Source organism: Kosakonia pseudosacchari (assembly GCF_900184035.1).
Classification (GTDB): Bacteria; Pseudomonadota; Gammaproteobacteria; order Enterobacterales; family Enterobacteriaceae; genus Kosakonia; species Kosakonia pseudosacchari.
On record NZ_FXWP01000027.1, the window covers coordinates 39,293 to 62,828 of the forward strand.

The window sequence follows — 23,536 nt, forward strand, 5'->3', positions numbered from 1 at the left end:
CCATGCAATGTTGGGCCTTTTTTATTTTTATGATTTATATTGGGCGGGCTTGAATTGAGTGTTTTATAAATTATGGCTATACCTAATCGATCAATCAATAGAGCGCCTGATATGTATAGCCGACAAAAAGTGTGATAATAATAAAAATAAATAAATGCAAGTAGGGTTAAAATTGATTTATTTATCTTTAAATCAGTAAGCGATTTATAATGCGGAGACAATTAAATATGAGTTGCGGATATTCACCTAGCATTAAGCGTTTCAGACAATCGATGATAAAGGAATTGCCGAAGGTTCCAAATACTCCGCTGGCTATAGCAGAACTCGAAAAAATGCCAACAAGAGTAATTATTTCTAGTTATATTACATGGAAGATTAGAACTATCCCTGTAAAAAAGAGGATAGTAAAATTCTTTCCTGGAGGGATAGACTTGGATGTTTTTATAAGGAAATATCCTGAAATAAAAGTGTTTCTTAATAAAGTTATTAACGGTGATGATCTTAACCCATATCTATCTGAGCAAGTCAGAACACATGGTATTGTTTTACCTGGTGCTTCACCAAAAAGCGAAGGAAAAGACATTGATTCCTTGGTACTCAGAGAAGGTCTGTATCACTTTCATTTTGGGCCTAAAAATAACAAAAATCCAAAAGGACGAAGCAACTATCTTATCTTCGCTGATGTATCAAAAGATACTTTCACTATAGTTTCCATCGCTCCTCATAGTGTTTTCGACCATAGCAGCGAGGATTCGCTGAAGTTTTTTGAGATACGCCGGATGTATCTTGAAAAAGATATTCCGTCAGGCCAGTCATACATGCTAAATCCAGTTACATGTTCTGGTCATACAATAGAAATATTTGGTTATGCCCTCCATTGCGAGGATACTATCACTTCTATTGATCCACAAATAAATGATGGCAATTTTATATCGCAATTATATGAGGATGGAAAATTACAAATTCCCTCGCTTGTACCACCAACAAAACCGAATCTAATATGGTACTTTTACGATTTAAATCTTGGCATTCTAGAGAAAAGTAAAGGTCATTTTTTTGGGTTGAAATTCCTTAGGGATAGATTGTAAAACAGGATGTCATTAATGTTAAATTCATTTTTCATTTAACATAATGTTATGTGTCTCACTCAATTTAAAGTTGTGTTGTCCGAGCAACCTATTAGTTCAAGTCGAGGCTGAGTCCTATTATTCTAGCGCTTTCTTCCAGAGCTTAATCAATCTCTCTGTACGGTACTTTGCTAAAGTTTTTCTCCACTGTTTATCTGTATCAATAACAACCAATTCGCCCGTGCGCGGGTTCGCGCGATACACGGTATCCAGCACGGTGACTTTCTCGCCGCGCGCCAGCTGTATAGCCTGCACGCGGCTGATCTGGATTTTTTTGATCTGTGCCCACACCTGAACCTGTCCAGCCAGCGTTTCCACTTCTGGCGTAAGGGTTTGCTCTCGCTTCCGTAGTTCACATGCGGCACGAAGGTAACTTTCGGCGCGCGCGTGATCATATTCCGTGTACTCACTTGACGTAATGGCGTGCGCCAGCGCCTCAAACTCATCGGCGGGTGATTTTTTCCGTTCCGGTTTGTGGTTTCGGATGCTCTCAGCGATGCGTTTTTTCTGTTCGCGCGTTAATTGCCCGATCACGATTTGCTCTGGCCCATCAGCGCCAGCTGATATGGGGATTTCTGACGGTGCTGATGGTGGCGAAATTGTTTGTTTTTTAGCCTTGGTACAGTTATTGACACGAGTCCAAGAGGGCGCAGGCGCGCCCTGAAGGTCAACGGCCAAACCCGCGCCATCAGAAATGGGCGGTTTCATCTTCACAATGCAGTAGGTTTTAAGGCGGGTGATCACCGGTTCAATGTTGACCGCAGGCATTACGAGGCCTTTGATCAAATTCTGATATTCGCCATAGGTGTTAGGCTCATCCTTCATCTGATACCAGATGCGAACAACCAGGTTTTTACGTGCGACAAATGCGCCGCCCTGCAACTGAACGTACTGCTGCCAGTCGCCAGAATCAGCAGCGCGGTGAAGCTCGCCGAACAGCGGATTTATGCTGTCTGCCAGCGCCTGATCGTGCATCCGGCGCAGTTCGCGCCACACGGAAACCGGCGCGCCGCCTAAAAACTGAAATTGACGAATACCCCAGCAGGAGGCCCAGGCGGTAGCGTGTTTTGCTGTCTCTTTTAACGGTCTGCCGCTTTCATCGTCGGCTTCGCCATCGAGTGCGTAACCATCAATATTTTTAGAGATGTATTTAACGACATAGCCTGTCGCGCTGCCTTTCTCCGGATCGATATCCTTCATTTCAAAGCGTGGCAACTTGCCATTTCTGCCGCGTAGTTCTTCGGCATCTTCGCGGGTGGCGTAATCCTGCATCACCTCGCGTAACTCGCTGACATGCTCCGGGGCAGTGAACAACAACCCGTGCCAGTGTGGCGTGCCATCGTGATGGGACTCGGCCACGCGAAGCCCGAATACGGGGATTTCTCGGCGGGCCAGCTCTGCACGTATCTGCTGCCAGATGCGGTTAAGATAGCGCTGTGCCGCGCGTGGGCTTGTGCCGCTCCATTTGGCATTGCGATGCCCGAATATACTCCACGCGTGATAGCGTGATGGTGTGGTCAGGGTAAAGAAGCTTCCGGCAAACCCATTTTCATTGGCGATTTTTTCAAAGCCACCAATACGCGTCATCAACTCAATGCGCCGTTTTTCCGGGTTGGAGATGCTCTTATCTATCTGCTCTATCAGCGATATGCGTTCTTTTGTGTCCTGATCTTCCAGCTCCAGCTTGCTCATGATCGCGCGGCTACGTTTACGCCGTGTATCCCACTCGCTGACATGGTGTTTGCTGCAATAGGGCGATATGTCGCGTTTCACGTCACCAAACGCGATATGCAGATGCTCGCGCCAGCGAACTGTATATTTTCTCAATGCGCGATGCCACCAACGGGAATCCAGCATTTTACTGATCGCTGTGGCGAGTTCGTCGAGGCGCAACTTACGTTTGCCCGAGCCGGGTGGCGTCTGACGAAAATAGAGAGTCAGGCGCGCGGCTTCGTTATACAGCCACACCGCCGACTGGCGGTCATCCAGCGCCGCTATATCGTCGTTTACTTCGCTGAGAACGCCTGTCATGTAGATGGCGATATCCTGCGCCATCAACTCCACGTCTTCGGCTGAGTAATCCGGCAGATTATTAAACCGGCGCGTTAATTCCCCCAGGTTCTTAAACGTGTGGTAAAGCGTATTGAGTTCACTGTATGCCTCGCCATCGCTGTCAACCGGAATGGCATATTGTTCAGTTACAGCCTGAATATGTGGCAGATCTCGCCTGACAATATCCCGCACGGCCAGCCTGGCGATATGGCGGCCTTTCATCGAGTGAATGCTGTCAATGCGCACCGCCAGACGGCGGCGAATGAACAGCGGGAGAGGTTGAAGGGTACGTTTAACCCAGTCTAAAAAATCCTGCTCTTGACCCAGCTCAACGAGATCAACAGCAGGTGTCTTATCGACATAAATGGCTTTTCTTGGTTTGTTCCACTCATAGGCGTACCGGGTAGCATCATCAGAACTACCCGGAAAGGGAGGCGGTGGAGAAGGGGCGCGACGGCCACGGTTTTCCGTAGTCATTTTGTTGCCCCGATGCAGCAGAGCGCTTTACTCATGGATGGAGTTCAACGCACTTTTCACAGCCATTAGCAGGATCGAAACCAATCCACGAGGCGTATGGTTTGCTGTTCGAAACGGCGATCACCTCAGTGGCTTTTTTTCCGTCGCCAGCAGCAACGCCGATCCCCCGCGATGCACTGATGCGGTGAAGGATGAAAGCGCGATACAGGGAGGAAACCAGCATTGTGTTGGCGTTGGATGCGACAACCGGGAAGCCTTCCGCTGCCAGTCGTGTTAGCACGGATGCCAGGCAATACTGATCGTCCTCACTGAATCCTTTAGTGTGATACGCGGTAAACACGCCGTCATACGGTGGATCGCAGTACACAACATCGCCGGTCTGCACCATGCTCAGTGTTTCTTCAAACCCTGCACAGATAAAGGTTGCGCGTGTGGCTTTATCAGCAAATGCATGTATCTCGGCTTCCGGGAAATAGGGGGCGCGGTAGTTGCCATATGGCACATTGAAACCGCCGCTGCCGTTATAGCGGCACAGGCCTCGATAACAGTGGCGATTCAGGTACAGAAAATAAGCCGCTCTTGTGCTGAGTGGCAAAGCAGTATCCTGATTAAATGCGTGCCTGATGTGGTAATAGTCGTCAGAGGTGGGATAGCTTTCGAAAACGATCTGAGCCAGCTCAATGAACGCGTCACAATCGTTGGCAATGGTACGATAGAGATTAATCAGATCGGGGTTGATATCAGCGACGAGATAGGCCGGATAGTCAGTTGCCATCATCACAGCGCAGGAGCCTGCGAAAGGTTCAACCAGGCGCTGACCGCCTGCGGGAAGATGCTGTAATAGGTCAGGCATAATAGCGGCTTTATTGCCCGCCCATTTGAGAATAGTGCTGATCATTTCTTACCCCCGGAGATGTTTGTTTTTTGATTCGCTGATGGTCTGGCACGTCACGCACAGTTCCACCCCAGGCACGGCAATGCGGCGTGCTTCAGGTATTGGCGCGCCGCAACAATCACAGGTCAGGCGGGAAACGGAAGTTGGTTTGCTGCGGGCGTTCAGGATGTGACGTTCCCGCTCCTCATACTCGTGTTGCTGTGCAATATCGATTTCGTCCGCCATCAGAGGATCTCCCCGATGGCATTTGTTACGTTGATCGCTTCTTGTCGTAAAAGCTCACCGGCTTCTTTGTAGCTGAGCTGGTGGCTGATAATTCTCCCGGCCAGGGAATCCAGCCGGGCTGCCATGGCCTCCATTCGTGCGCGGCGTTCATCCATACGGGCAGCAGTCAGTAGATCGTTAAGCCGGGCATCATCAGGGCCGATTTTTGTTGTACGGGTTTCGATATTTCGACGTTGCATTTCTTAAGCTCCATATACCGACGATGTAGAAGGGCGCTGCAATTCTTCAATGCAGTGCTGACGCAAGTTCTTAACGAAATCTTCAGCAATAGAACCTTGAGCGGATAATGTAATTTCACCGTCGCGCTGGGTTTTGATTGTTAACCCTTCATTTTCTATGGCTGGCAAAATAATATGCAGAATGAAATTAAACTGATCTCGTCTCGTCATGATGTTTCCTCTTTACAGGGATGAGTTAATCCGCCACTGTTTTAAACAGTGGTGAGAGCAGGAACGATTTTTTAAGACCGAATTAGTTAATCAGTTTTTTAATTAATTCGGTTAGTGCGGTAGCAAATTCTTTATTAACCTTTCGGACATACATAAAAGGTTTATTCAGTCCTTTTATAAATTGAACTTTGGCCGGTTCGGGTTTAAAAAATCTCCCGTCCGGAGTTTCGAGCCATCCGCGCGAGTTCTTAAAGTGCGTGACCTGACAGCCATTGCGTAGCAGGCTTGCCAACGTTGGGCCTTCATCGTGCATGGTTGCCCCCGGCCTTTAACATATGGTCAACGGTACGCATGGCTTCTGCAAGCGCAAAATCACGGCCCAGATAATTATCATAAGAGTTAGAATCATCGCGTTTATTAATTAAATACGTTGCGCATTTAATAATGTTATTACGCGGTGCCTTTCTTATAGTAAAACCACGGTAAAGGAAAAGATTTTTACCCGCCTCAATCAAAGGATATTTATTTTTCATTTCGCGTCCTTTAACTATTAGCAATGGCATCTTTAAGCATTGCCACTAAATTGACCTCTGGTTTTTCCATCTTTCGTGTTTTGGGGCGGATAATAATACGACCATCTTCCATCATGCCCCGGCATGTCTCGAATGGTATGCCTGTCATTTCTGAATAGCGCTTAAGAGAAACGTAGGGCGTGCTCACATTAATGTTGATTGTGATCCCGGACATTTTTCACTCCTTATTACTCGGCCTTGTTGGCCGTTGAGACGTGAAGAAGTGACTCAAGTCCACGAAGGAAAATAACACGCACCATATTGCTGGCTGAGCGGCTTTCTTTCTCGGCCATTTCTTCAATGATGTGTCGTTCTTCAGGATTGAGTCGCAGCGGCAGAGGCCGACCGGCCACTGAATTTTTAGGGGTGCGAGACCTGCTGGTGTAGTTAGCTTGCGTCATAGTGGTATATTGTGATCTGCTAAGTGTTCGTGAATCACATTGTGGTATTCGTTTGAATACCTGTCAAGGGTTTCTGTATGCGAGAGAATATCGGGGCGCGTCTGAAAGAGGAACGCGAACGCCTTGGCTTAAGCCAGTTAGCTTTTGGCGACGTGGGCGGAGTGAAAAAATTGGCGCAATTGAATTACGAAAAAGGCGAGCGGTATCCGGATGCGTCTTATCTTTTCGCAGTATCAAAACTTGGTGTCGATGTTCAGTTTGTTGTCACAGGGGTTCGGTCTGCCGAAGCTCTAAACGAGGATGAACAACAACTAATCAATCTATTTCGTTCTGCTCCTATTGCCGTTAAAGCAGCTGCTCTTGCTGCTCTGAATGCCGGAAATTTGGCGTCAGATACGGCAATAAATGTCACCGGACATGGGAACCGTGTAGCGGGAAGGGATTTCAGCGAAAACAAAAAGTAAGGATACTCTATGACCGTAAATTCTACTGGAAGTCAAAACCGCAACGCGGGTCGAGACTTTAACGAAAATAATATCCAGATAGAACGAGTTGATGCACAGCGAACAATCAACATAGCGATACCTTCTACGAGGGAGGACGATCGACCACTCGTAAAAGCACAGCGTAAAGAACTTAATAAGTTAGTTCTTTCCATAGCTGAAGCGGGGGAAGGTGAAGCCTATGAAATTTGGCAAAGAATGCATGCAGAAATTGGCGTCTCAAGCATTGATGAAATGACGGTTAATCAATACCAGACCGCTGTTAGCTTCCTCCAGGCAATACTGGATCGCTGTAAAGATGGGGACGCAAGGAAAGCGCTTGTCCATTTGTTGCTGCGAAATAGCGAGGAAGGAGACTCCCGGCAGCGTCTCATTCGTTTTTGTCATATCAATTTTGGTACCGGAAGATTTAATGATCTTACGCGCCCGCAGCTACAGATGGCGCTGTCCTGGATTGACGAAGAAAATCAGACGAAACCAGCGAATGAATCAACAAAAAATCATTCAGATATCGCAAGCTGGCTAAAAGATTATCCCAAAGAAATTATCGTTGTTTTTATTGTAGGTGTGGTCGTGGGTGCTCTCTTTTTTTAGAGAGTAATAATATATCACTCAAAAAGAGGTGATTAGTTATGACGGAACTCAGCACATTTAATTACGTCAGAAACAGAAGTAAGTTATTTGCCAATCTGATAAGCATCATTGATGGTCTACTAAGTGATGGTGCTCTTGATAGTAAGGAAGTGCTCTACCTTGATACCTGGTTGCTTGAGGCTGAAGCTATCAGTAATAACTACTGCGTGAAAACAATTAAGCGCAGGCTTTCCGATATCCTTGCTGATGGGGTGATAGAAAAAGTTGAATTGGAATTTCTGAAAGCGGATTTAATTACTATTCAAAAAGACTTGTTAGACATTCCTAATATAGATCTCTTCTCTGAAGACGCAGATAAGCACTTACTGGAGGGTTTATGCAAGGGAATGATTGCCAATCAGGAACTCAATGATAGTGAAATTCGCTATCTTAATTGGTTCCTCTCAAAAAATGCGGCATTGAAAAACAACTACCCCGGCAAAGAACTTTACGCAGTGGTTAAGCAGATCTTGGATGATGGGGTTATCACTGATGAAGAACGCAACACCTTAAAATCTGCATTAATAGATTTTACTGGCAGTAATATTGAAGAAGGCGTCGTTGATGGCCTTTCAACAGCCTTACCCCTTGATACTATTGATTCGCTTGAGCTTGATGGTGCTACGGTGTGTCTTACGGGAGAATTTTTGCATGGTAAGCGAAGCGTTTGCGAAGATGAGTTTCGTGCGTCAGGTGCAAAAATTAGCTCCACCGTTACACAAAAAATTGATTATCTGGTAATTGGAACGCTTTGCGCGAGGGACTGGCGGTTCCAGTCCTACGGAAGAAAGATTGAGAAGGCAGTATCTTATCGCGATGAGAAAGGTACTAAGTTAAAAATTATTAGCGAAGAGCAATGGAAGAGCTTTGCCTAAATGACCGTTCGTAAACTTCCTTCCGGCAAATGGCTCTGCGAATGCTACCCGCATGGCGCAGCCGGAAGCCGTACACGTAAACAGTTCGCCACGAAAGGTGAGGCGCTCTCTTTTGAGCGCCGGTTAATGAATCGGATTTCCACTGATGGGATTTGCACCGGTTCCGGCCCTCGGCTATCCGAACTTATTGATCGCTGGTATGAGATGTATGGAAAGGCTCTTACTTCCGGTGAAGAGCGCAAAAATAAACTGCTGGCGATCTGTGAAAGGCTAAATGACCCATTTGCCTCAGATTTTAATAAAAACGTATTCGCTGTTTATCGTGAGCGCCGACTAAGTGGCGAATGGAATCAGAAGGGCAAGAAGAAGCTCAGCGAAGCAACCGTGAATCGTGAGCAGTCGTATCTGCATGCTGTATTTGCTGAACTAAAACGCCTGGGCGAATGGCATGGAGAAAACCCGCTATCAGGTATCCGGAAGTTTAAAGAGGAAGAGCAGGAACTGGCGTTCCTTTATCAGGGTGAGATCGATCGCCTGCTTGCCGCATGCGATGAGTCCCGTAACCCTGATTTAGGCATTGTCGCGCGCATCTGCCTGGCAACCGGTGCCCGATGGGGAGAGGCTGAAGGGCTAAAACAGTCTCAGATCCTACCAGGGCGAATCACCTATACCCGGACTAAAGGCAAAAAGAATCGTACAGTTCCCATTTCGCCAGCCCTTAGCCAACTGCTACCGAAGAAGCGAGGGGCGTTATTCACTCCCTGTTATGAAGCATTTAAGGCGGCAGTGAAAAGGGCGGGGATTGAGCTGCCGGACGGTCAACTTACCCATGTGCTGCGGCATACCTTCGCCAGCCATTTTATGATGCGTGGCGGTAATATTCTGGTGCTTCAACGCATACTCGGGCACACCGACATTAAGATGACAATGCGGTATTCGCATTTCGCGCCGAGCCATCTGGATGCTGCTGTTGCGCTCAATCCATTTGATAACCGGGAAAGGGTAAACGATGGCGATGAAAATGGAGCAGCAGCCTAAATCAGCCGCCCTTAGCCTTTTTATTTTATGATTATAATCATAAGGTTATGATTTTAAAAGCGGCTCGATAGTTTTTAAAATCCCTCGGCGTTCGCGCTGTGCGGGTTCAAGTCCCGCTCCGGGTACCATGGGAAAACAAGAATAAAATCAATGATAAGCAGTGTCGTGAAACCGCCCTTAAAGGCGGTTTTTTTATGCCTGTTTTTCGTCTTCGCCGTATTTCGCCATTCGGTTTCGTCCTGTACGACCTGTAAAAGAGGCATTAGTACATTCCAGTCATCGAAAAGACTGAAACCTTGCGCTTGTATCTCACCGTTGGCGATACGTTTTCATGCCCTGAAATTTCCCACTTTCATTTCGCGTTACTTTCGAAGCGGTAACCAGGTTCGTGAATTTGCTGGTGCGAGGAAGTTTCACCGTATTAGTGTGACAGCAATTTTCTGCAAAAACGGCGTGGAGAACGAACCAGAGGCAGACCCATCAAAGAGGGGGAAGAGCGGTGCGAGCACGTACATTGAACAGGCTCACACCTGATGGCGGTGATTAACCGACTTCCGGCAACAACCCGGCGACGATAGAGAACTGAATAACAATAATCGCGATACCGCAGGCAAAAATCAGACACAGCGCCGGTTTGCCGCCGGGTACACGATAACCGCTTTGCGGATGATGCTTACGGCTTTGCCATGCCAGCATTGAAGGCAACAACAACGCCAGCACGGAAAGCGCAACGCCGGCATAGCCCAACGCCATTACGAAGCCACGCGGATAAAACAGCGCGAACGCCAGCGGTGGCAGAAAAGTGATAGCGCCTGTCTGTAAGCGCCCGACGACATTGTTGCGCCGCTGGAACAAATCGGCCAGGTAATCAAACAGACCGAGCGATACGCCGAGGAAAGAGGTTGCAAGCGCCAGGTCGGCAAACAGATGTACCGCTAACTCAACATGTGGCGACGCCACCACTTCACGTAATGCCTGCAACAGACCGTTAAGCCCGGCCTGGCTGGCCAGCAGCCCGATAAAGGTCGGGGAATCAATACTGCCAAGCGTCGCCAGTTGCCAGAAAATATAGGCCACCAGCGGGATGGCGCTGCCGGTAATAAACACGCCGCGCAGTTTACAAATATCTCCACCCATATAACTGACGATGCTTGGAACGCTGCCGTGAAAACCAAACGAGGTAAAAATGACCGGAATGGCAGACAGCGCCAGACCTTTTTCCAGCGGCATGGTCAGCAAATTAGCCTTATGGATATGTGGCATCAGCAGCGCCAGCATCACGACCAGGAACAAGAGCTTGGCGCTGAACAGAAAACGGTTAAACAGATCGACCAGGGAAGTCCCTGCACATACAACGCCACCGGCAACAAGGGTGAATAGCAACACACCCGTTGAGGGCGAAAGCGAAATGTTAAGCCACGCGCTGATGCTTGCGGCCAGCAATTCACCTGCGCCGCTGATATATGCTGCCGTCAGCGCATACATCAAAAACATCATGCTAAAGCCTGTCACCCATTGACCATACTTCCCCAGATAACGCCGGGCGAGCGATCCAAGCCCGGTATCTGCCGGAACATGCTGATAAACCTCCAGCAGCAGAAGGGCGGTGTAACACATCACTGCCCATAGAGTGAAAAGTAAAACAAAAGTGGTTGCAAAACCTACGCCTGCCGCAGCCAGCGGCATTGCCAGCATTCCCGCGCCGATGGTTGTTCCGGCGACGATAAAAACACTGCCAAGTGTTCGATTCTTCACGCTTTCCTCTGTAATAAAACGTACTGCCAGCTCAAGATGCGGCGCAGAGTAAGACAATTCAGTGATTTCGTCAAACAACCGTTACATGTACTGTATTTATTTCTTTACGATGAGAGTTGTGCGGGCGCCTGCAGAGGAAAATTGCCGGATTTACCTACTTCATCAGGAGGATGTATTTAGGCCACAATCCCATGAAACTTAAAAAATATTATAAAGTTTCAAAGATATTGAAGGTTAGCGATAGCGGGTACTAATCCCTTTACAGCGCTGTGATCGCGCAGCGGAAATCTGCTTTGTCACGGTCACTGGAAAATGTGCTGGCAAGGGGCAGAGGTAGCACTACCAGAGCCGCGCCAGGAAAAGGATATGGGACGTGGGCAATCTATTCGATCATTGGTCCGGATGATGAAACCTTTGCTCAGGGCTTGCCGGAAGATGAGTGGATAATTGACAACGTTGCCTGGCTGACCGATCTGTTTTTCGAAAACGGTATCCCGCTGGAAACGGTAAATTATCGCTACTTCTACCATGCCGTGAATAAGCAGGACTGGCGCTGTACCAGATGCATGTAAACCTGTTTTAGCGCAACGTCCGCTGGAAATGTTGAGTTTATGATGCATCTTTTTCGGGGAGGATCTATGACATCCATTCACGGTCATGAAGTGCTGAATATGATGATTGAAACAGGCGAGCGTTATTCAAACGAGAGTCTGACGGCGGCAATTATTCATCGGTTTGGCGAAGCAGCGCGTTTTCATACCTGCTCAGCGGAAGGAATGACGGCGGCTGAACTGGTCGCGTTTCTGGCGTCTCGCGGAAAGTTTATTCCGGCGGAAGAGGGGTTTTCTACTCACGAAAGTAAAATCTGCAGGCATTAATAAAAAGGCGGTAAAGAATCTTCTTTACCGCCCGCCATATTAGTTTTGTGTGTCCAGCGTCGCCAGTTCTTTATCGATGAAATAAAGGCCTTCACCGCTTTTACCGGCCAATGTTAATTTATCAATCACTGATTTAAACAGTTTTTCTTCTTCATGCTGTTCCGCCACATACCATTGCAGGAAATTAAACGTTGGATAATCTTGCGTGGTCATCGCCACATGCGCCAGTTCGTTAATTTTCTGCGTGATCAGTTGTTCATGTTCATATGTTGCACGGAACAGAACATCGAGCGAAGCATAATCCGCCACCGGCGATTCAATGGTATTGATACGTGGCAGGCTGCCGGTGTCAGTCAGGTAATCAAACAGACGCTGCATATGCGTCATCTCTTCCTGCGCGTGGCGGCGCAGAAACGCGGCAGCACCTTCAAAACTATGGTAGCTGCACCAGGCGCTCATCTGCTGATAAAGCAGAGAAGAAAACAGTTCCAGATTCATTTGTTCATTTAATTTTTCGATCATCTCTGCTTTTAACATGGCGCGGCTCCATCAATATAATTATCAGGCGAAAGGAGCGCTCACTATAATTTGTTATTTAATTATTTGCAAAAGGTAAAATAAAAAATAAATGTATTAAGAAGAGAATGAGAATAACACGCATTGCCGGAGATTAATTAAATAAATGAGAATTGTTTTTATTTTTAATAAAAAGATAAGCCAGTAAAATTATACTGGCTTAAGAATTTACCAGGTCGGTTTGGTTTGCGTAAAAGCCACGCCACGGCACTGGTACTGAATAGTTACTTTGGTATTCATACAGACCGAGCCGCTAATCAGGCTACAGGTTTGCACCGGCTGACCGTAAGGCACTGCGGTAGCGTAACCCATCTGCTGACACTGTTTATTAGCTGTTCCCTGCGCGGTGTAGGTGTCGTATTTTGCAGTTTGCATCATCGACTGGTTATAGCTCAGGCGTACCAGACCGCTGATGGTATCCACACTACTGACTTCCGCTTGTTTCGTCATCGTGCATCCCGCGAGCAGGAGCAGCGAGGCGGCTACAACTATTCTCTTCATGAAATCACTCTGTTTCATTTTGGCATGATCTCATCTTATCGCGTTGATTTGCAGGCAATCGACAGAATAACCCGCCGAACAGCCTCTACTAATCGCGACGGCACTGCGCGAAGAGTAAAAACTGTGAGCCCGCTTCTGATTTTTAAAACCATTTTTCATTAAATTTGAAAGTATGTTTGTCAGGTAGTAAGGTTTACCCAACCTTTGCTATCCGAAGCATGTCACAGGAGATCTGAAATGAAAATTGCACTGATGATGGAAAACAGCCAGGCGGCGAAAAACGCCATCATCCTCAAAGAGCTGAAGACGGTTGCCGATGAGAAAGATTTCCCGGTATTTAACGTCGGGATGAGCGATGAGAACGACCACCATCTGACCTATATCCACCTTGGTATTATGGCCAGTATTTTGCTGAATGCCAAAGCTGTGGATTTCGTGGTAACCGGCTGTGGCACTGGCCAGGGCGCGCTGATGTCACTGAATATCCACCCGGGTGTGGTGTGCGGTTACTGTATCGATCCGGCGGATGCTTTCCTGTTCGCGCAGATCAACAACGGTAACGCACTGGCGCTCCCGTTCGCGAAAGGTTTTGGCTGGGGTGCAGAACTGAACGTGCGCTTTATCTTTGAAAAAGCCTTTACTGGTCGCAAAGGGGAAGGGTATCCGCCGGAGCGCAAAGAACCGCAGGTGCGCAATGCCGGGATTCTGAACCAGGTCAAAGCGGCAGTGGTAAAAGAGAACTATCTCGATACGCTGCGTGCTATCGACCGTGAGCTGGTGAAAACCGCCGTTTCTGGTGAACGTTTCCAGAAGTGCTTCTTTGAAAACTGCCAGAATAAAGAGATTGAAGCCTTCGTTCGCGAAGTCCTTGCCTGATAATAAAAAGCCGCAACGTCTGTTGCGGCTTTTTTCTTTTTCCGTTCCTGCATCAGGCTTTCTGTTTACCTGATACGGCGCTACCCGCATCCTTTGTTAGCCGCAGCGTATCAATCATGCCCACCAGGCAAATCAGGGCAATAAAAACGAACGCCAGTCGAAAGCTGATCCCCTCAATGGCGGTGAGATGTAACCACCTGCTGACATGCTCACCAATGCGAATACCAATTGCGCCCAGCGTAACACCTAAGCCCACCGCTAATTGTGTTGCCGTGCTGAATAACGTGTTGGCATAACTCATTTGCGGCGACGGTACATCGGCAAACGCCAGCGTGCTGATGCCGGTGAACTGCACCGAACGGAATACGCCGCCGAGATAAAGGATCACAAATGTCAGCCACACCGGTGTGTGTGACGTCAATAATGCGCAGGCCAACAGTGCCAGCACATTGAGCGCTCCATTGATTAACAGCAGCTTTTTGAAACCCAGCCAGCGGATAAGCGGTGTGGTTGCCGGCTTGATGGAAAGATTCCCGGCAAACACCGCCAGCACAAACAACCCGGCATGGAACGAATCCATGCCGAATCCGACCTGAAACAGCAGCGGCAACAGAAACGGAACTGCACTGATGGAGGCGCGAAACAGTGAACCGCCGTACATGGTTACGCGAAATGTCGGCACTTTCATGGCGTCGAGGCGGATCATTGGCCATGTTGCGCGCTGGAAATGGCGCAGGGTAAAAGCAAGTGTTAACGCGCCGAGCGCCAGCAAACCTAACGTTAGTGCGCCTTGAGGATGTTCAGAACCCAGTGCCTCCATGGCGTACACCAGGCTTATCATCGCCACAGACGTGGCAATAAAACCCGGCAAGTCGAATGGACGGCGTTCCTCCTCGCGGATATTGGGGATAATGCGTAACGCCAGCGCAATCGCCAGCAGGCCCAGCGGCACATTAATAAAGAAGATCCAGCGCCAGTCGGCATAGTGGGTAATAAAACCGCCGAGCGGCGGACCGATAATGGGGGCGACCAGCGCGGGCCAGGTCAGCGTGGCAATAGCGGTAATGAGCTGATGTTTCGGTGTGGTGCGCAACACCGCGAGGCGGCCGACCGGCACCATTAACGCACCGCCGATGCCCTGTAAAATCCGCATCGAGACAAACATATCAACGCTGGTTGAAAGCCCGCAAAGCACCGAGGCGAGGGTAAAAATAGCCAGCGCCAGCGAGAAGACATTGCGCGCGCCAAAGCGATCGGCAATCCAGCCGCTGGCGGGGATCAGCACCGCCAGCGTTATCAAATAGGCACTAATACCAATATTGAGCGCGACGGCTTCCACGCCAAAGGTTTTCGCCATATCCGGCAACGCCGTGGCGATCACCGTGCCGTCGATAAACTCCATAAAGAAAGCGCCGGCTACCAGTAGCGCAGCGGGAGAAAGACCTCCAGTCTTTCGCGAAAGGGTGCTTGCACGCATAGTGGGGCTGCCATTTGCAAAAATAATTGAGGATGCTAAAAAATATTTTAGCTCGCTAACTACAGGATTTATAATTGGATTTTTAACAAAGCTACTGCATTTTAGATTTTTGAAACGTGATTTCCATCACACTGAACTTGCTTTTTGTGATTGAGATCATATTATATGCGCATTGAGACGTAACACCTGCATAACAAATCGCCGGAGTAACAGATGAAACTGCGTAAGATCCTGAAGCATATGTTTGAAACCTATTGCAAGACTTTCAAAGACGTACCGCCAGGCGCGATGTTCTGATAATAAAAAACCTGCCGCGAGCAGGTTTTTTTATGCCCGCAACACAGTGGCAGATGGGACAAAACTACTCTTGCCTGATATTTCCCGCTACTATGACGCCCTTTAGTAAAGGAGCTTCATATGTCGCAAAATCTTTCTGCTGACCAGGAACTGGTCTCTGATGTCGTAGCCTGCCAGCTGGTCATTAAACAAATCCTTGATGTTATCGACGTTATCGCGCCGGTTGAAGTGCGCGAGAAAATGGCGAACCAGTTAAAAAGCATCGATTTTTCCACCCATCCGGCAGCTGCCGATCCGGTGACGCGCCGCGCTATCCAAAAAGCCATCGCTTTAATTGAACTGAAATTCACTCCGCAGGGCGAAGCGCACTGATTTTATTCTTGCTGTGTTGCGCCTGCCGGTCTGTGACGCAACGGAGATTTTGAAACGTTGTTTTGATCAACAATAACGCCACTGAATTCAACCAACCTTGCACAAAAGGAGTCGGGAATGAAAAAAGTGGCGGTGTTGTTGGCGCCCGGTTTTGAAGAAGCGGAAGCGATTATCACCATTGATATTTTGCGCCGCTTGCAGATAGAGGTCGAAACGCTGGCTTGTGCGGAATCTCGCGCGGTGGTCAGTTATCATAATATCCCCATGGTGGCAGACAGCACGCTGGCCGAGCGGCAGCAGACGCTGTATGACGCCATCGTGCTGCCCGGTGGTCCGCAGGGCAGCGTCAACCTCGCCACCAACCCGGCGGTGCTGCAATTTGTTGAACATCATGACGCGGCAGGCAAATTCATTTGCCCAATCTGTTCGGCCGCTGCGCGCGTGCTGGGCGCGAACGGCTTACTGAAAGGTCGCCGCTATGTCTGCTCCGGCGATTTATATGCAAACGTGCGTGACGGCGAATATGTTGATGCGCCGGTGGTGGAAGATGGCAACCTGATCAGCGGCAAAGGTCTGGGGCTGGCTTTTGATTTTGCCTTAACGATAGCCGCGCGCCTGCAAGGGAACGAAATTGCGGCGCGAGATCACGCCGAGCATATCTACTATAGCTGGTGATTTTTCCGCCCGGATGCGCCCTGTATCCGGGCACAAGGATAAGCTGGCTGATGTTATGGATTATCCTGCTTTTACCCTTCTTATTTGTCAGACAAAATCGGCTGATTTTATGTGATAAATCGCTGAATTTATGTACGGAATTACTGTAATTCTGCCGTGTGATGCCGCTCTCCTATGGAGAATCAATTTCCCGCTAAAACTATTTCCAGCACAGAGCTCCAGTGATGTATGGACTCTAATGCCTTGTTTTATGAACTTTTAAAAGACCTGATGAGTTGTTTTCCCTACATAAAAGAATGCTAAAGCTGGAGTTTACCATGCACAAATTCACTAAAGCGTTGGCGGCCATCGGCCTGGCTGCCGTTATGTCACAATCCGCTATCGCTGAAACCATGAAGCTCGGATTTCTGGTTAAACAACCGGAAGAGCCGTGGTTCCAGACGGAGTGGAGATTCGCCGACAAGGCAGGCAAAGATTTAGGTTTTGAAGTGATCAAAATCGCCGTTCCTGACGGTGAGAAAACCCTGAATGCCATTGATAGCCTGGCGGCCAGCGGCGCGAAAGGGTTTGTTATCTGTACTCCCGATCCGAAACTGGGTTCGGCAATTGTTGCCAAAGCCCGTGGGTACGACATGAAAGTCATCACGGTCGATGACCAGTTCGTCAATGCGAAAGGCGAGCCGATGACCTCTGTGCCGCTGGTCATGATGGCGGCAAGCGAGATCGGCGCACGCCAGGGGCAAGAGCTTTATAAAGAGATGCAAAAACGCGGCTGGGATGTGAAACAGACCGGCGTGATGGCGATTACCGCTAACGAGCTGGATACCGCTCGCCGCCGTACCACGGGCTCCATGGATGCGCTGAAAAAAGCCGGTTTCCCGGAAAAACAGATCTATCAGGTGCCGACAAAATCGAACGATATCCCCGGTGCGTTTGATGCCGGTAACTCCCTGCTGGTACAGCATCCGGAAGTGAAACACTGGCTGGTGCTGGGCATGAATGACAACACTGTGCTTGGCGGCGTGCGTGCCACGGAAGGGCAGGGCTTTAAAGCGGCGGACGTTATCGGTATCGGCATTAACGGCGTGGATGCAGTAAGCGAGCTGTCCAAAGCTCAGGCTACAGGCTTCTTCGGTTCCCTGCTGCCAAGCCCGGACGTTCATGGCTATAAAACCAGTGAGATGCTGTACAACTGGGTGACCAAAGGCGCAGAACCGCCAAAATTCACCGCCGTTACGGATGTGGTGTTGATCACCCGCGATAACTTCAAAGAAGAGCTGGCGAAAAAAGGACTGTAATTCTCTGTTGGTTGCGCTCCCCGCATAAGCGGGGAGCCAGACGTACAATGAACTGTTTTGCGGAGACGTTATGCAACAGTCTACTCCTTACCTCTCGTTTCGCGGCATCGGCAAGACATTCCCCGGTGTGAAAGCGCTCAGCGAGATCAGTTTTGATTGTTACGCCGGGCAGGTTCACGCCTTGATGGGCGAGAACGGCGCCGGTAAATCAACGCTACTTAAAATCCTCAGCGGCAACTACGCACCGACAACCGGTACGCTGGCAATAAAAGGAGAAGAGGTCTCCTTTGCCGATACGACCGCCGCGCTCAATGCCGGGGTGGCCATTATTTACCAGGAGCTGCATCTGGTGCCGGAAATGACCGTTGCCGAGAACATCTACCTGGGCCAGCTGCCGCATAAAAGCGGCATTGTGAACCGCTCCCTGCTCAACTATGAAGCGGGTTTGCAGCTTCAACATCTGGGGCTGGATATCGACCCACAAACGCCGCTGAAATACCTCTCCATTGGTCAATGGCAGATGGTGGAAATTGCCAAGGCGCTGGCGCGTAACGCCAAAATTATCGCCTTCGATGAGCCAACCAGTTCCCTTTCTGCGCGTGAGATCGACAACCTGTTTCGCGTGATCCGCGAGCTGCGTAAAGAGGGGCGTGTCATCCTTTATGTCTCGCATCGCATGGAAGAGATATTTGCCCTCAGCGATGCCATTACGGTGTTTAAAGATGGTCGCTATGTGCGCACCTTTACTGACATGCAGCAGGTCAATCATGACCAGCTAGTGCAGGCGATGGTAGGGCGCGAGCTGGGCGATATTTACGGCTGGCAGCCGCGCGAATATGGCGAGCAACGTCTGCGCCTGGAGCAGGTGAAAGCGCCGGGCGTACGTACGCCGATTAGCCTGAGTGTACGCAGCGGGGAAATCGTCGGCCTGTTTGGGTTGGTCGGTGCCGGTCGCAGCGAGTTGATGAAAGGGCTGTTTGGCGGAACACAGATCACCGAAGGGCAGGTGTTTATCGATGGCGAGCAGGTCGATATTCACAAACCTGCTCACGCTATTCGTGCTGGCATGATGTTGTGCCCGGAGGATCGCAAAGCCGAAGGCATTATTCCGGTGCATTCGGTGCAGGAGAACATCAACATCAGCGCCCGGCGCAAATACATTCGCGCAGGGTGTCTCATCAATAATGGCTGGGAGAGCGAAAACGCCGAGCACCACATTCGCTCGCTCAATATCAAAACGCCGAGTGCGGATCAGCTGATTATGAATCTTTCCGGCGGTAACCAGCAGAAAGCCATTCTTGGCCGCTGGTTGTCGGAAGAGATGAAGGTGATCCTGCTTGATGAGCCTACGCGTGGGATTGACGTCGGGGCGAAACACGAAATCTACAACGTGATTTATGCGCTGGCGGCACGTGGTGTGGCGGTGCTGTTTGCTTCCAGTGATTTGCCGGAAGTACTCGGCGTCGCCGACCGTATTGTGGTGATGCGTGAAGGCGAAATAGCCGGTGAGTTGTTACACGGTCAGGGCGATGAACAGCAGGCGCTGAGCCTTGCGATGCCGAAAGTGAGTCAGGCTGTCGCCTGAGTGAGGAGAATACGATGTCATCTTTAACTACGTCCCGCGCGCCGAAGTCGGCGTTCAGCTTCGGGCGCATCTGGGATCAGTTCGGCATGCTGGTGGTGTTCGCCGTCCTGTTCATTGGTTGCGCTGTTTTCGTGCCGAACTTTGCCTCTTTCGTCAATATGAAAGGGCTGGGGCTGGCGATATCCATGTCCGGTATGGTGGCCTGCGGCATGCTTTTTTGCCTGGCCTCCGGCGATTTCGACCTCTCGGTGGCGTCTGTGATTGCCTGCGCCGGGGTGACCACGGCGGTGGTGATCAACCTCAGCGAAAGCTTGTGGATCGGGGTATTTGCCGGGTTACTGCTCGGTGTGGTGAGCGGCTTTATTAACGGCTTTGTCATTGCACGTTTGAAAATCAACGCCCTGATCACCACGCTTGCGACAATGCAGATTGTGCGCGGTTTGGCCTATATCATCTCTGATGGTAAAGCGGTGGGGATCGAAGATGAGCGCTTCTTCACACTCGGTTATGCCAACTGGCTTGGCCTGCCTGCGCCTATCTGGCTGACGGTCGGCTGCCTGATTATTTTTGGCTTCCTGCTTAATAAAACCACCTTTGGTCGCAATACGCTGGCGATTGGCGGTAACGAAGAGGCGGCGAGGCTTGCGGGTGTGCCGGTAGTCAGAACCAAGATTATTATCTTTGTGCTCTCAGGCCTTGTGTCAGCGGCGGCGGGGATTATTCTTGCTTCACGTATGACCAGCGGCCAGCCAATGACCTCGATCGGTTATGAGCTGATTGTCATTTCAGCCTGCGTGCTGGGTGGCGTATCGCTGAAAGGTGGCATCGGTAAAATTTCCTACGTTGTGGCCGGGATTTTGATTCTGGGGACCGTGGAAAACGCCATGAACCTGCTGAATATCTCTCCCTTCTCGCAATACGTTGTGCGCGGCTTGATCCTGCTGGCGGCGGTGATTTTCGACCGCTACAAACAAAAGGCCAAACGCACGGTTTGATGCTTTTTGCTTAAATTTTGCACACAACCTTATAGTGTAACTCCAGACCTTACCAGCCGCTAATCCGGCTGGTAAGTCATGTTAAAAATGGCGAGCAGCGTCACACTGTCTATACTTACATGGCTAATGATAATGAGACGTTAATGAAAAACGGCTCTCATCTGACACTGTAAGGAGGAAACCAGGGTGGAAGACGCACTATCTATACCGCCTCTCATTTCCGGAAATTTTGCCTTTTTTTTCGATTTGGATGGCACCCTTGCGGATATCAAACCGCACCCGGATGATGTTTTTATCCCTGAAGATGTGCTGACCAGACTTTCATTGCTTGCTGAGCTAAATGACAGGGCGTTGGCATTGATTTCAGGGCGTTCAATTGCTGAGCTGGAACAGCTCGCCAAACCGTATCGTTTCCCGCTGGCCGGGGTACATGGGGCGGAGCGCCGCGATATCAATGGTCGAACCGAACGAATGACCTTACCGGAAGCGGTATTGCAGCCGCTGGAACGTGAACTCCGGCATGGCATTGCGCCGCTAACCGGCGTGGAACTTGAAACCAAAGGGATGGCATTTGCACTGCATTATCGCCAGGCGCCGCAGCATGAAGAGGCGGTTTTTGCCCTGGCAAAAACACTTGTCAAACACTACCCGCAGCTGGCAATGCAGCCGGGAAAATGTGTGGTCGAGCTGAAACCCTCTGGCATTCATAAAGGCGCCGCCATTGACGCGTTTATGCGAACGCCACCCTTTCTCGGCAAGAAACCTGTGTTTCTTGGCGACGATCTGACTGACGAACATGGGTTTAAAGCCGTTAACAAACTTGGCGGTATATCGATAAAAGTCGGCCCGGGCGCAACACAGGCAAAGTGGCGTCTGGCTGGCGTGAATGATGTCTATCAATGGCTTGAAAAACTTGTCGACCATCAACAACAAGAACAACGGGCGCTAACAAACAGGAGAGATGGCTATGAGTCGCTTAGTCGTAGTATCTAATCGTATTGCTCCGCCTGACGATAAAAAATCCAGCGCTGGCGGGCTGGCTGTAGGGATCCTTGGGGCGCTAAAATCAACCGGTGGGCTGTGGTTTGGCTGGAGCGGGGAGATCGGTGACGAGGATCAACCGCTAAAAAAGGTCACCAAAGGGAATATTACCTGGGCCTCTTTTAACCTCAGTGAAGATCATTACGAGCAGTATTATTCGCAATTTTCCAACGCGGTGCTATGGCCCGCTTTCCACTATCGTCTGGACCTGGTGAAGTTCCAGCGCGAGGCCTGGGAGGGTTACCAGGATGTCAACGCGCTGCTGGCAGATAAGCTGTTGCCGCTGATAAAAGACGACGATATTTTGTGGATCCATGATTACCACCTGTTGCCGTTCGCCAGCGAGCTGCGTAAGCGGGGCGTCAATAACCAGATCGGCTTCTTCCTGCATATTCCTTTCCCGACCCCGGAAATTTTCAACGCCTTGCCGCCGCACGCCGAGTTGCTTGAGCAACTGTGCGATTACGACCTGCTGGGCTTCCAGACTGAAAGCGATCGTCTGGCCTTCCTCGATAGCTTGTCGACACAAACAAGGCTTACCACGCGTGGCGGCAAAGAGCATGTCGCCTGGGGCAAAAATTTCCGCACCGAAGTCTACCCCATCGGTATTGAGCCGCAAGAAATCGCGCAACAAGCCGCAGGGCCGCTGCCGCCTAAACTGGCGCAGTTGAAAAATGAACTGAAGAATGTGAAAAACATCTTCTCGGTAGAGCGTCTGGATTACTCCAAAGGCTTGCCGGAACGCTTCCTGGCGTATGAAACGCTGCTTGAGAAGTTCCCTCAGCACCACGGTAAGATCCGTTATACGCAGATAGCGCCTACCTCGCGTGGCGAAGTGCAGGCCTACCAGGATATTCGTCATCAACTGGAAACTGAAGCCGGTCGCATTAACGGTAAATACGGTCAGCTTGGCTGGACGCCGCTCTATTACCTCAACCAGCATTTTGACCGTAAGGTATTGATGAAGGTGTTCCGCTATGCGGAAGTCGGGCTGGTGACGCCGCTGCGTGACGGGATGAACCTGGTGGCGAAAGAGTATGTGGCAGCCCAGGATCCCGAAAACCCCGGGGTGTTAATTCTTTCGCAGTTTGCCGGTGCGGCGAACGAGCTGACATCGGCGCTGATCGTTAACCCTTACGATCGCGATGATGTCGCGGCGGCGATGGACAAGGCATTAAGGATGCCGCTGGCGGAGCGTATTTCGCGTCATGCGGAGATGCTCAACGTCATCAAAGAGAATGATATCCATCGCTGGCAGCAGAGGTTTATCAGCGATTTAAAGCGCATCACGCCACGTAGCGCCCAAAGCCAGCTACAAAACAAAGTGGCGACCTTTCAAAAGCTAGCCTGAGGCAACGAACGCTCCCGCTCAGGCGGGGGCGTTTTACGCGCTTAACGGCACTAACAGCACATCAACTTCACTGGCCTGGACAATGCTTTTCGCCGAGCAGACGGCGCGCGAGAAGAACGTCTGATTGTGATTACCACACACCACTAAATCGACATCCTGGGTGCGGCAAGTATGCAGGATATGCTTACTCAGCTCGCCGGAGGCGATCAGCGCCTGTTCGATGGGATAATTCGCGTTGCGCACCAGCTCATCCAAAAACTGTTGCGTCTCTTCCTGCAACACCTCACGGACATTTTCCATCATCGGTGCGGCGAGCTGGTTATACAGTTCCGGGTCAGCGGCTAAGGTAATCAATGTGATACGGGCACTGGAAGGGCGGGCGATATCAACCGCTTTTGCCAGCAACTGTTGGCTCTCTGGCGTAACGGCTACGGCGACCAAAAGATGTGCATAAGCCATTTTTACTCCCCGATTGAATCAAATTTTTTTCACCATTACTCCGATTCTTAAACCAGTGCAACCTGTGAATATGGCAGGGATGTGAAGGTTATCATAAATATTCATTAATTATTCTTACGTAACGGTATGGTCGCGCTTTAATCACCTTAACCG

The 23,536-nt window shown here is 49.8% G+C and carries 28 protein-coding genes and 1 pseudogene; 16 read left to right on the forward strand and 13 right to left on the reverse strand.

Translation table 11 applies throughout. The features are described 5' to 3' along the window. Window positions 1–272: 272 nt before the first annotated feature. Window positions 273–1,088, forward strand: a complete 816-nt coding sequence (locus BN2591_RS22720; protein ID WP_086874017.1) for a hypothetical protein — start codon at window positions 273–275, stop codon at window positions 1,086–1,088. Between the two features lie 117 nt (window positions 1,089–1,205). Here the strand turns inward: BN2591_RS22720 and BN2591_RS22725 are convergent, their stop codons facing one another. From BN2591_RS22725 to BN2591_RS22760, 8 genes are all read right to left on the reverse strand, one after another. Further along, window positions 1,206–3,656 carry a replication endonuclease gene (locus BN2591_RS22725; RefSeq protein ID WP_086874018.1) on the reverse strand — a complete coding sequence of 817 codons (2,451 nt, stop codon included), beginning with the start codon at window positions 3,654–3,656 and terminating at the stop codon, window positions 1,206–1,208. A 31-nt stretch (window positions 3,657–3,687) separates the two neighbouring features. Beyond that, window positions 3,688–4,551, reverse strand: coding sequence for a DNA adenine methylase (locus tag BN2591_RS22730; RefSeq protein WP_086874244.1), 864 nt, complete (start codon window positions 4,549–4,551; stop codon window positions 3,688–3,690). A gap of 6 nt (window positions 4,552–4,557) precedes the next feature. Next, on the reverse strand, window positions 4,558–4,776 hold the full coding sequence (locus BN2591_RS22735; RefSeq protein ID WP_086874019.1) for a TraR/DksA family transcriptional regulator: 219 nt from the start codon (window positions 4,774–4,776) through the stop codon (window positions 4,558–4,560). Further along, window positions 4,776–5,015: a DUF2732 family protein gene (locus tag BN2591_RS22740; protein ID WP_086874020.1), complete on the reverse strand. Its 240-nt coding sequence runs from the start codon at window positions 5,013–5,015 to the stop codon at window positions 4,776–4,778. The genes BN2591_RS22735 and BN2591_RS22740 overlap by 1 nt, the downstream gene beginning before the upstream one ends. A gap of 3 nt (window positions 5,016–5,018) precedes the next feature. Further along, window positions 5,019–5,225, reverse strand: a complete 207-nt coding sequence (locus BN2591_RS22745; RefSeq protein ID WP_086874021.1) for a hypothetical protein — start codon at window positions 5,223–5,225, stop codon at window positions 5,019–5,021. Between the two features lie 82 nt (window positions 5,226–5,307). Next, a complete protein-coding gene (locus BN2591_RS22750; RefSeq protein ID WP_086874022.1) occupies window positions 5,308–5,538 on the reverse strand; it encodes a phage filamentation protein Fil family protein in 231 nt (76 codons plus the stop codon). Continuing rightward, a complete protein-coding gene (locus BN2591_RS22755) occupies window positions 5,528–5,758 on the reverse strand; it encodes a hypothetical protein (protein ID WP_086874023.1) in 231 nt (76 codons plus the stop codon). Before BN2591_RS22755 ends, BN2591_RS22750 begins: the two co-directional genes overlap by 11 nt. 10 nt (window positions 5,759–5,768) lie before the next feature. Next, window positions 5,769–5,972, reverse strand: a complete 204-nt coding sequence (locus tag BN2591_RS22760; RefSeq protein WP_086874024.1) for a DNA-binding protein — start codon at window positions 5,970–5,972, stop codon at window positions 5,769–5,771. A gap of 303 nt (window positions 5,973–6,275) precedes the next feature. Between BN2591_RS22760 and BN2591_RS22770 the strand changes: the two genes are divergently transcribed. From BN2591_RS22770 to BN2591_RS22785, 4 genes are read left to right on the forward strand one after another with little or no spacing between them, the layout of a single operon-like run. Next, the gene (locus BN2591_RS22770) at window positions 6,276–6,662 is read left to right on the forward strand and encodes a helix-turn-helix domain-containing protein (RefSeq protein ID WP_086874026.1); all 387 of its coding nucleotides are present in this window, start codon (window positions 6,276–6,278) and stop codon (window positions 6,660–6,662) included. A gap of 9 nt (window positions 6,663–6,671) precedes the next feature. Further along, window positions 6,672–7,295, forward strand: coding sequence for a hypothetical protein (locus tag BN2591_RS22775; protein ID WP_086874027.1), 624 nt, complete (start codon window positions 6,672–6,674; stop codon window positions 7,293–7,295). 38 nt (window positions 7,296–7,333) lie between these two features. Further along, entirely contained in the window at window positions 7,334–8,209 is an 876-nt protein-coding gene (locus BN2591_RS22780) for a BRCT domain-containing protein (protein WP_086874028.1), read from the forward strand. Beyond that, the gene (locus tag BN2591_RS22785; RefSeq protein ID WP_086874029.1) at window positions 8,210–9,247 is read left to right on the forward strand and encodes a phage integrase; all 1,038 of its coding nucleotides are present in this window, start codon (window positions 8,210–8,212) and stop codon (window positions 9,245–9,247) included. Between the two features lie 543 nt (window positions 9,248–9,790). Here the strand turns inward: BN2591_RS22785 and tyrP are convergent. Next, entirely contained in the window at window positions 9,791–11,002 is a 1,212-nt protein-coding gene (gene tyrP / locus BN2591_RS22795) for a tyrosine transporter TyrP (RefSeq protein WP_086874245.1), read from the reverse strand. 288 nt (window positions 11,003–11,290) lie between these two features. On the opposite strand from tyrP, the pseudogene BN2591_RS22800 reads away from it, so the two are divergent. After that, window positions 11,291–11,574 (forward strand): annotated as a pseudogene (locus BN2591_RS22800) (hypothetical protein). Window positions 11,575–11,640: 66 nt separating this feature from the next. Beyond that, entirely contained in the window at window positions 11,641–11,880 is a 240-nt protein-coding gene (locus BN2591_RS22805) for a YecH family metal-binding protein (protein WP_086874031.1), read from the forward strand. A gap of 39 nt (window positions 11,881–11,919) precedes the next feature. Here the strand turns inward: BN2591_RS22805 and ftnA are convergent, their stop codons facing one another. Continuing rightward, a complete protein-coding gene (gene ftnA, locus BN2591_RS22810; protein WP_017458333.1) occupies window positions 11,920–12,417 on the reverse strand; it encodes a non-heme ferritin in 498 nt (165 codons plus the stop codon). A 207-nt stretch (window positions 12,418–12,624) separates the two neighbouring features. Next, on the reverse strand, window positions 12,625–12,957 hold the full coding sequence (gene yecR, locus BN2591_RS22815; RefSeq protein ID WP_025263568.1) for a YecR family lipoprotein: 333 nt from the start codon (window positions 12,955–12,957) through the stop codon (window positions 12,625–12,627). Between the two features lie 237 nt (window positions 12,958–13,194). Here yecR and BN2591_RS22820 point away from each other — a divergent pair, with 237 nt between their 5' ends. Next, entirely contained in the window at window positions 13,195–13,833 is a 639-nt protein-coding gene (locus BN2591_RS22820) for an RpiB/LacA/LacB family sugar-phosphate isomerase (RefSeq protein ID WP_017458331.1), read from the forward strand. 52 nt (window positions 13,834–13,885) lie between these two features. Here the strand turns inward: BN2591_RS22820 and BN2591_RS22825 are convergent, their stop codons facing one another. Continuing rightward, window positions 13,886–15,310, reverse strand: a complete 1,425-nt coding sequence (locus BN2591_RS22825; protein WP_086874032.1) for an MFS transporter — start codon at window positions 15,308–15,310, stop codon at window positions 13,886–13,888. A gap of 213 nt (window positions 15,311–15,523) precedes the next feature. On the opposite strand from BN2591_RS22825, the gene azuC reads away from it, so the two are divergent. The 8 genes from azuC (at window position 15,524) to otsA (ending at window position 22,924) form a co-directional block, all read left to right on the forward strand. After that, window positions 15,524–15,607 (forward strand): stress response protein AzuC, encoded by an 84-nt coding sequence (azuC, locus tag BN2591_RS22830; RefSeq protein WP_017458329.1) that lies wholly within the window; start codon window positions 15,524–15,526, stop codon window positions 15,605–15,607. A gap of 120 nt (window positions 15,608–15,727) precedes the next feature. Continuing rightward, window positions 15,728–15,979: a DUF2766 family protein gene (locus tag BN2591_RS22835; protein WP_017458328.1), complete on the forward strand. Its 252-nt coding sequence runs from the start codon at window positions 15,728–15,730 to the stop codon at window positions 15,977–15,979. A gap of 117 nt (window positions 15,980–16,096) precedes the next feature. Then, a complete protein-coding gene (locus BN2591_RS22840) occupies window positions 16,097–16,654 on the forward strand; it encodes a DJ-1 family glyoxalase III (protein WP_065368168.1) in 558 nt (185 codons plus the stop codon). Between the two features lie 317 nt (window positions 16,655–16,971). Next, entirely contained in the window at window positions 16,972–17,952 is a 981-nt protein-coding gene (locus tag BN2591_RS22850; protein ID WP_017458326.1) for an arabinose ABC transporter substrate-binding protein, read from the forward strand. A 70-nt stretch (window positions 17,953–18,022) separates the two neighbouring features. Further along, on the forward strand, window positions 18,023–19,537 hold the full coding sequence (araG, locus tag BN2591_RS22855) for an L-arabinose ABC transporter ATP-binding protein AraG (RefSeq protein ID WP_086874033.1): 1,515 nt from the start codon (window positions 18,023–18,025) through the stop codon (window positions 19,535–19,537). A gap of 14 nt (window positions 19,538–19,551) precedes the next feature. Beyond that, the gene (gene araH, locus BN2591_RS22860) at window positions 19,552–20,532 is read left to right on the forward strand and encodes an L-arabinose ABC transporter permease AraH (protein WP_017458324.1); all 981 of its coding nucleotides are present in this window, start codon (window positions 19,552–19,554) and stop codon (window positions 20,530–20,532) included. Between the two features lie 186 nt (window positions 20,533–20,718). Next, on the forward strand, window positions 20,719–21,525 hold the full coding sequence (otsB, locus tag BN2591_RS22865; RefSeq protein ID WP_086874034.1) for a trehalose-phosphatase: 807 nt from the start codon (window positions 20,719–20,721) through the stop codon (window positions 21,523–21,525). Beyond that, entirely contained in the window at window positions 21,500–22,924 is a 1,425-nt protein-coding gene (otsA, locus tag BN2591_RS22870) for an alpha,alpha-trehalose-phosphate synthase (RefSeq protein WP_086874035.1), read from the forward strand. The genes otsB and otsA overlap by 26 nt, the downstream gene beginning before the upstream one ends. A 33-nt stretch (window positions 22,925–22,957) precedes the next feature. Here otsA and uspC read toward each other — a convergent pair whose 3' ends face one another. Continuing rightward, entirely contained in the window at window positions 22,958–23,383 is a 426-nt protein-coding gene (gene uspC, locus BN2591_RS22875; protein ID WP_020454153.1) for a universal stress protein UspC, read from the reverse strand. Window positions 23,384–23,536 lie beyond the last annotated feature (153 nt).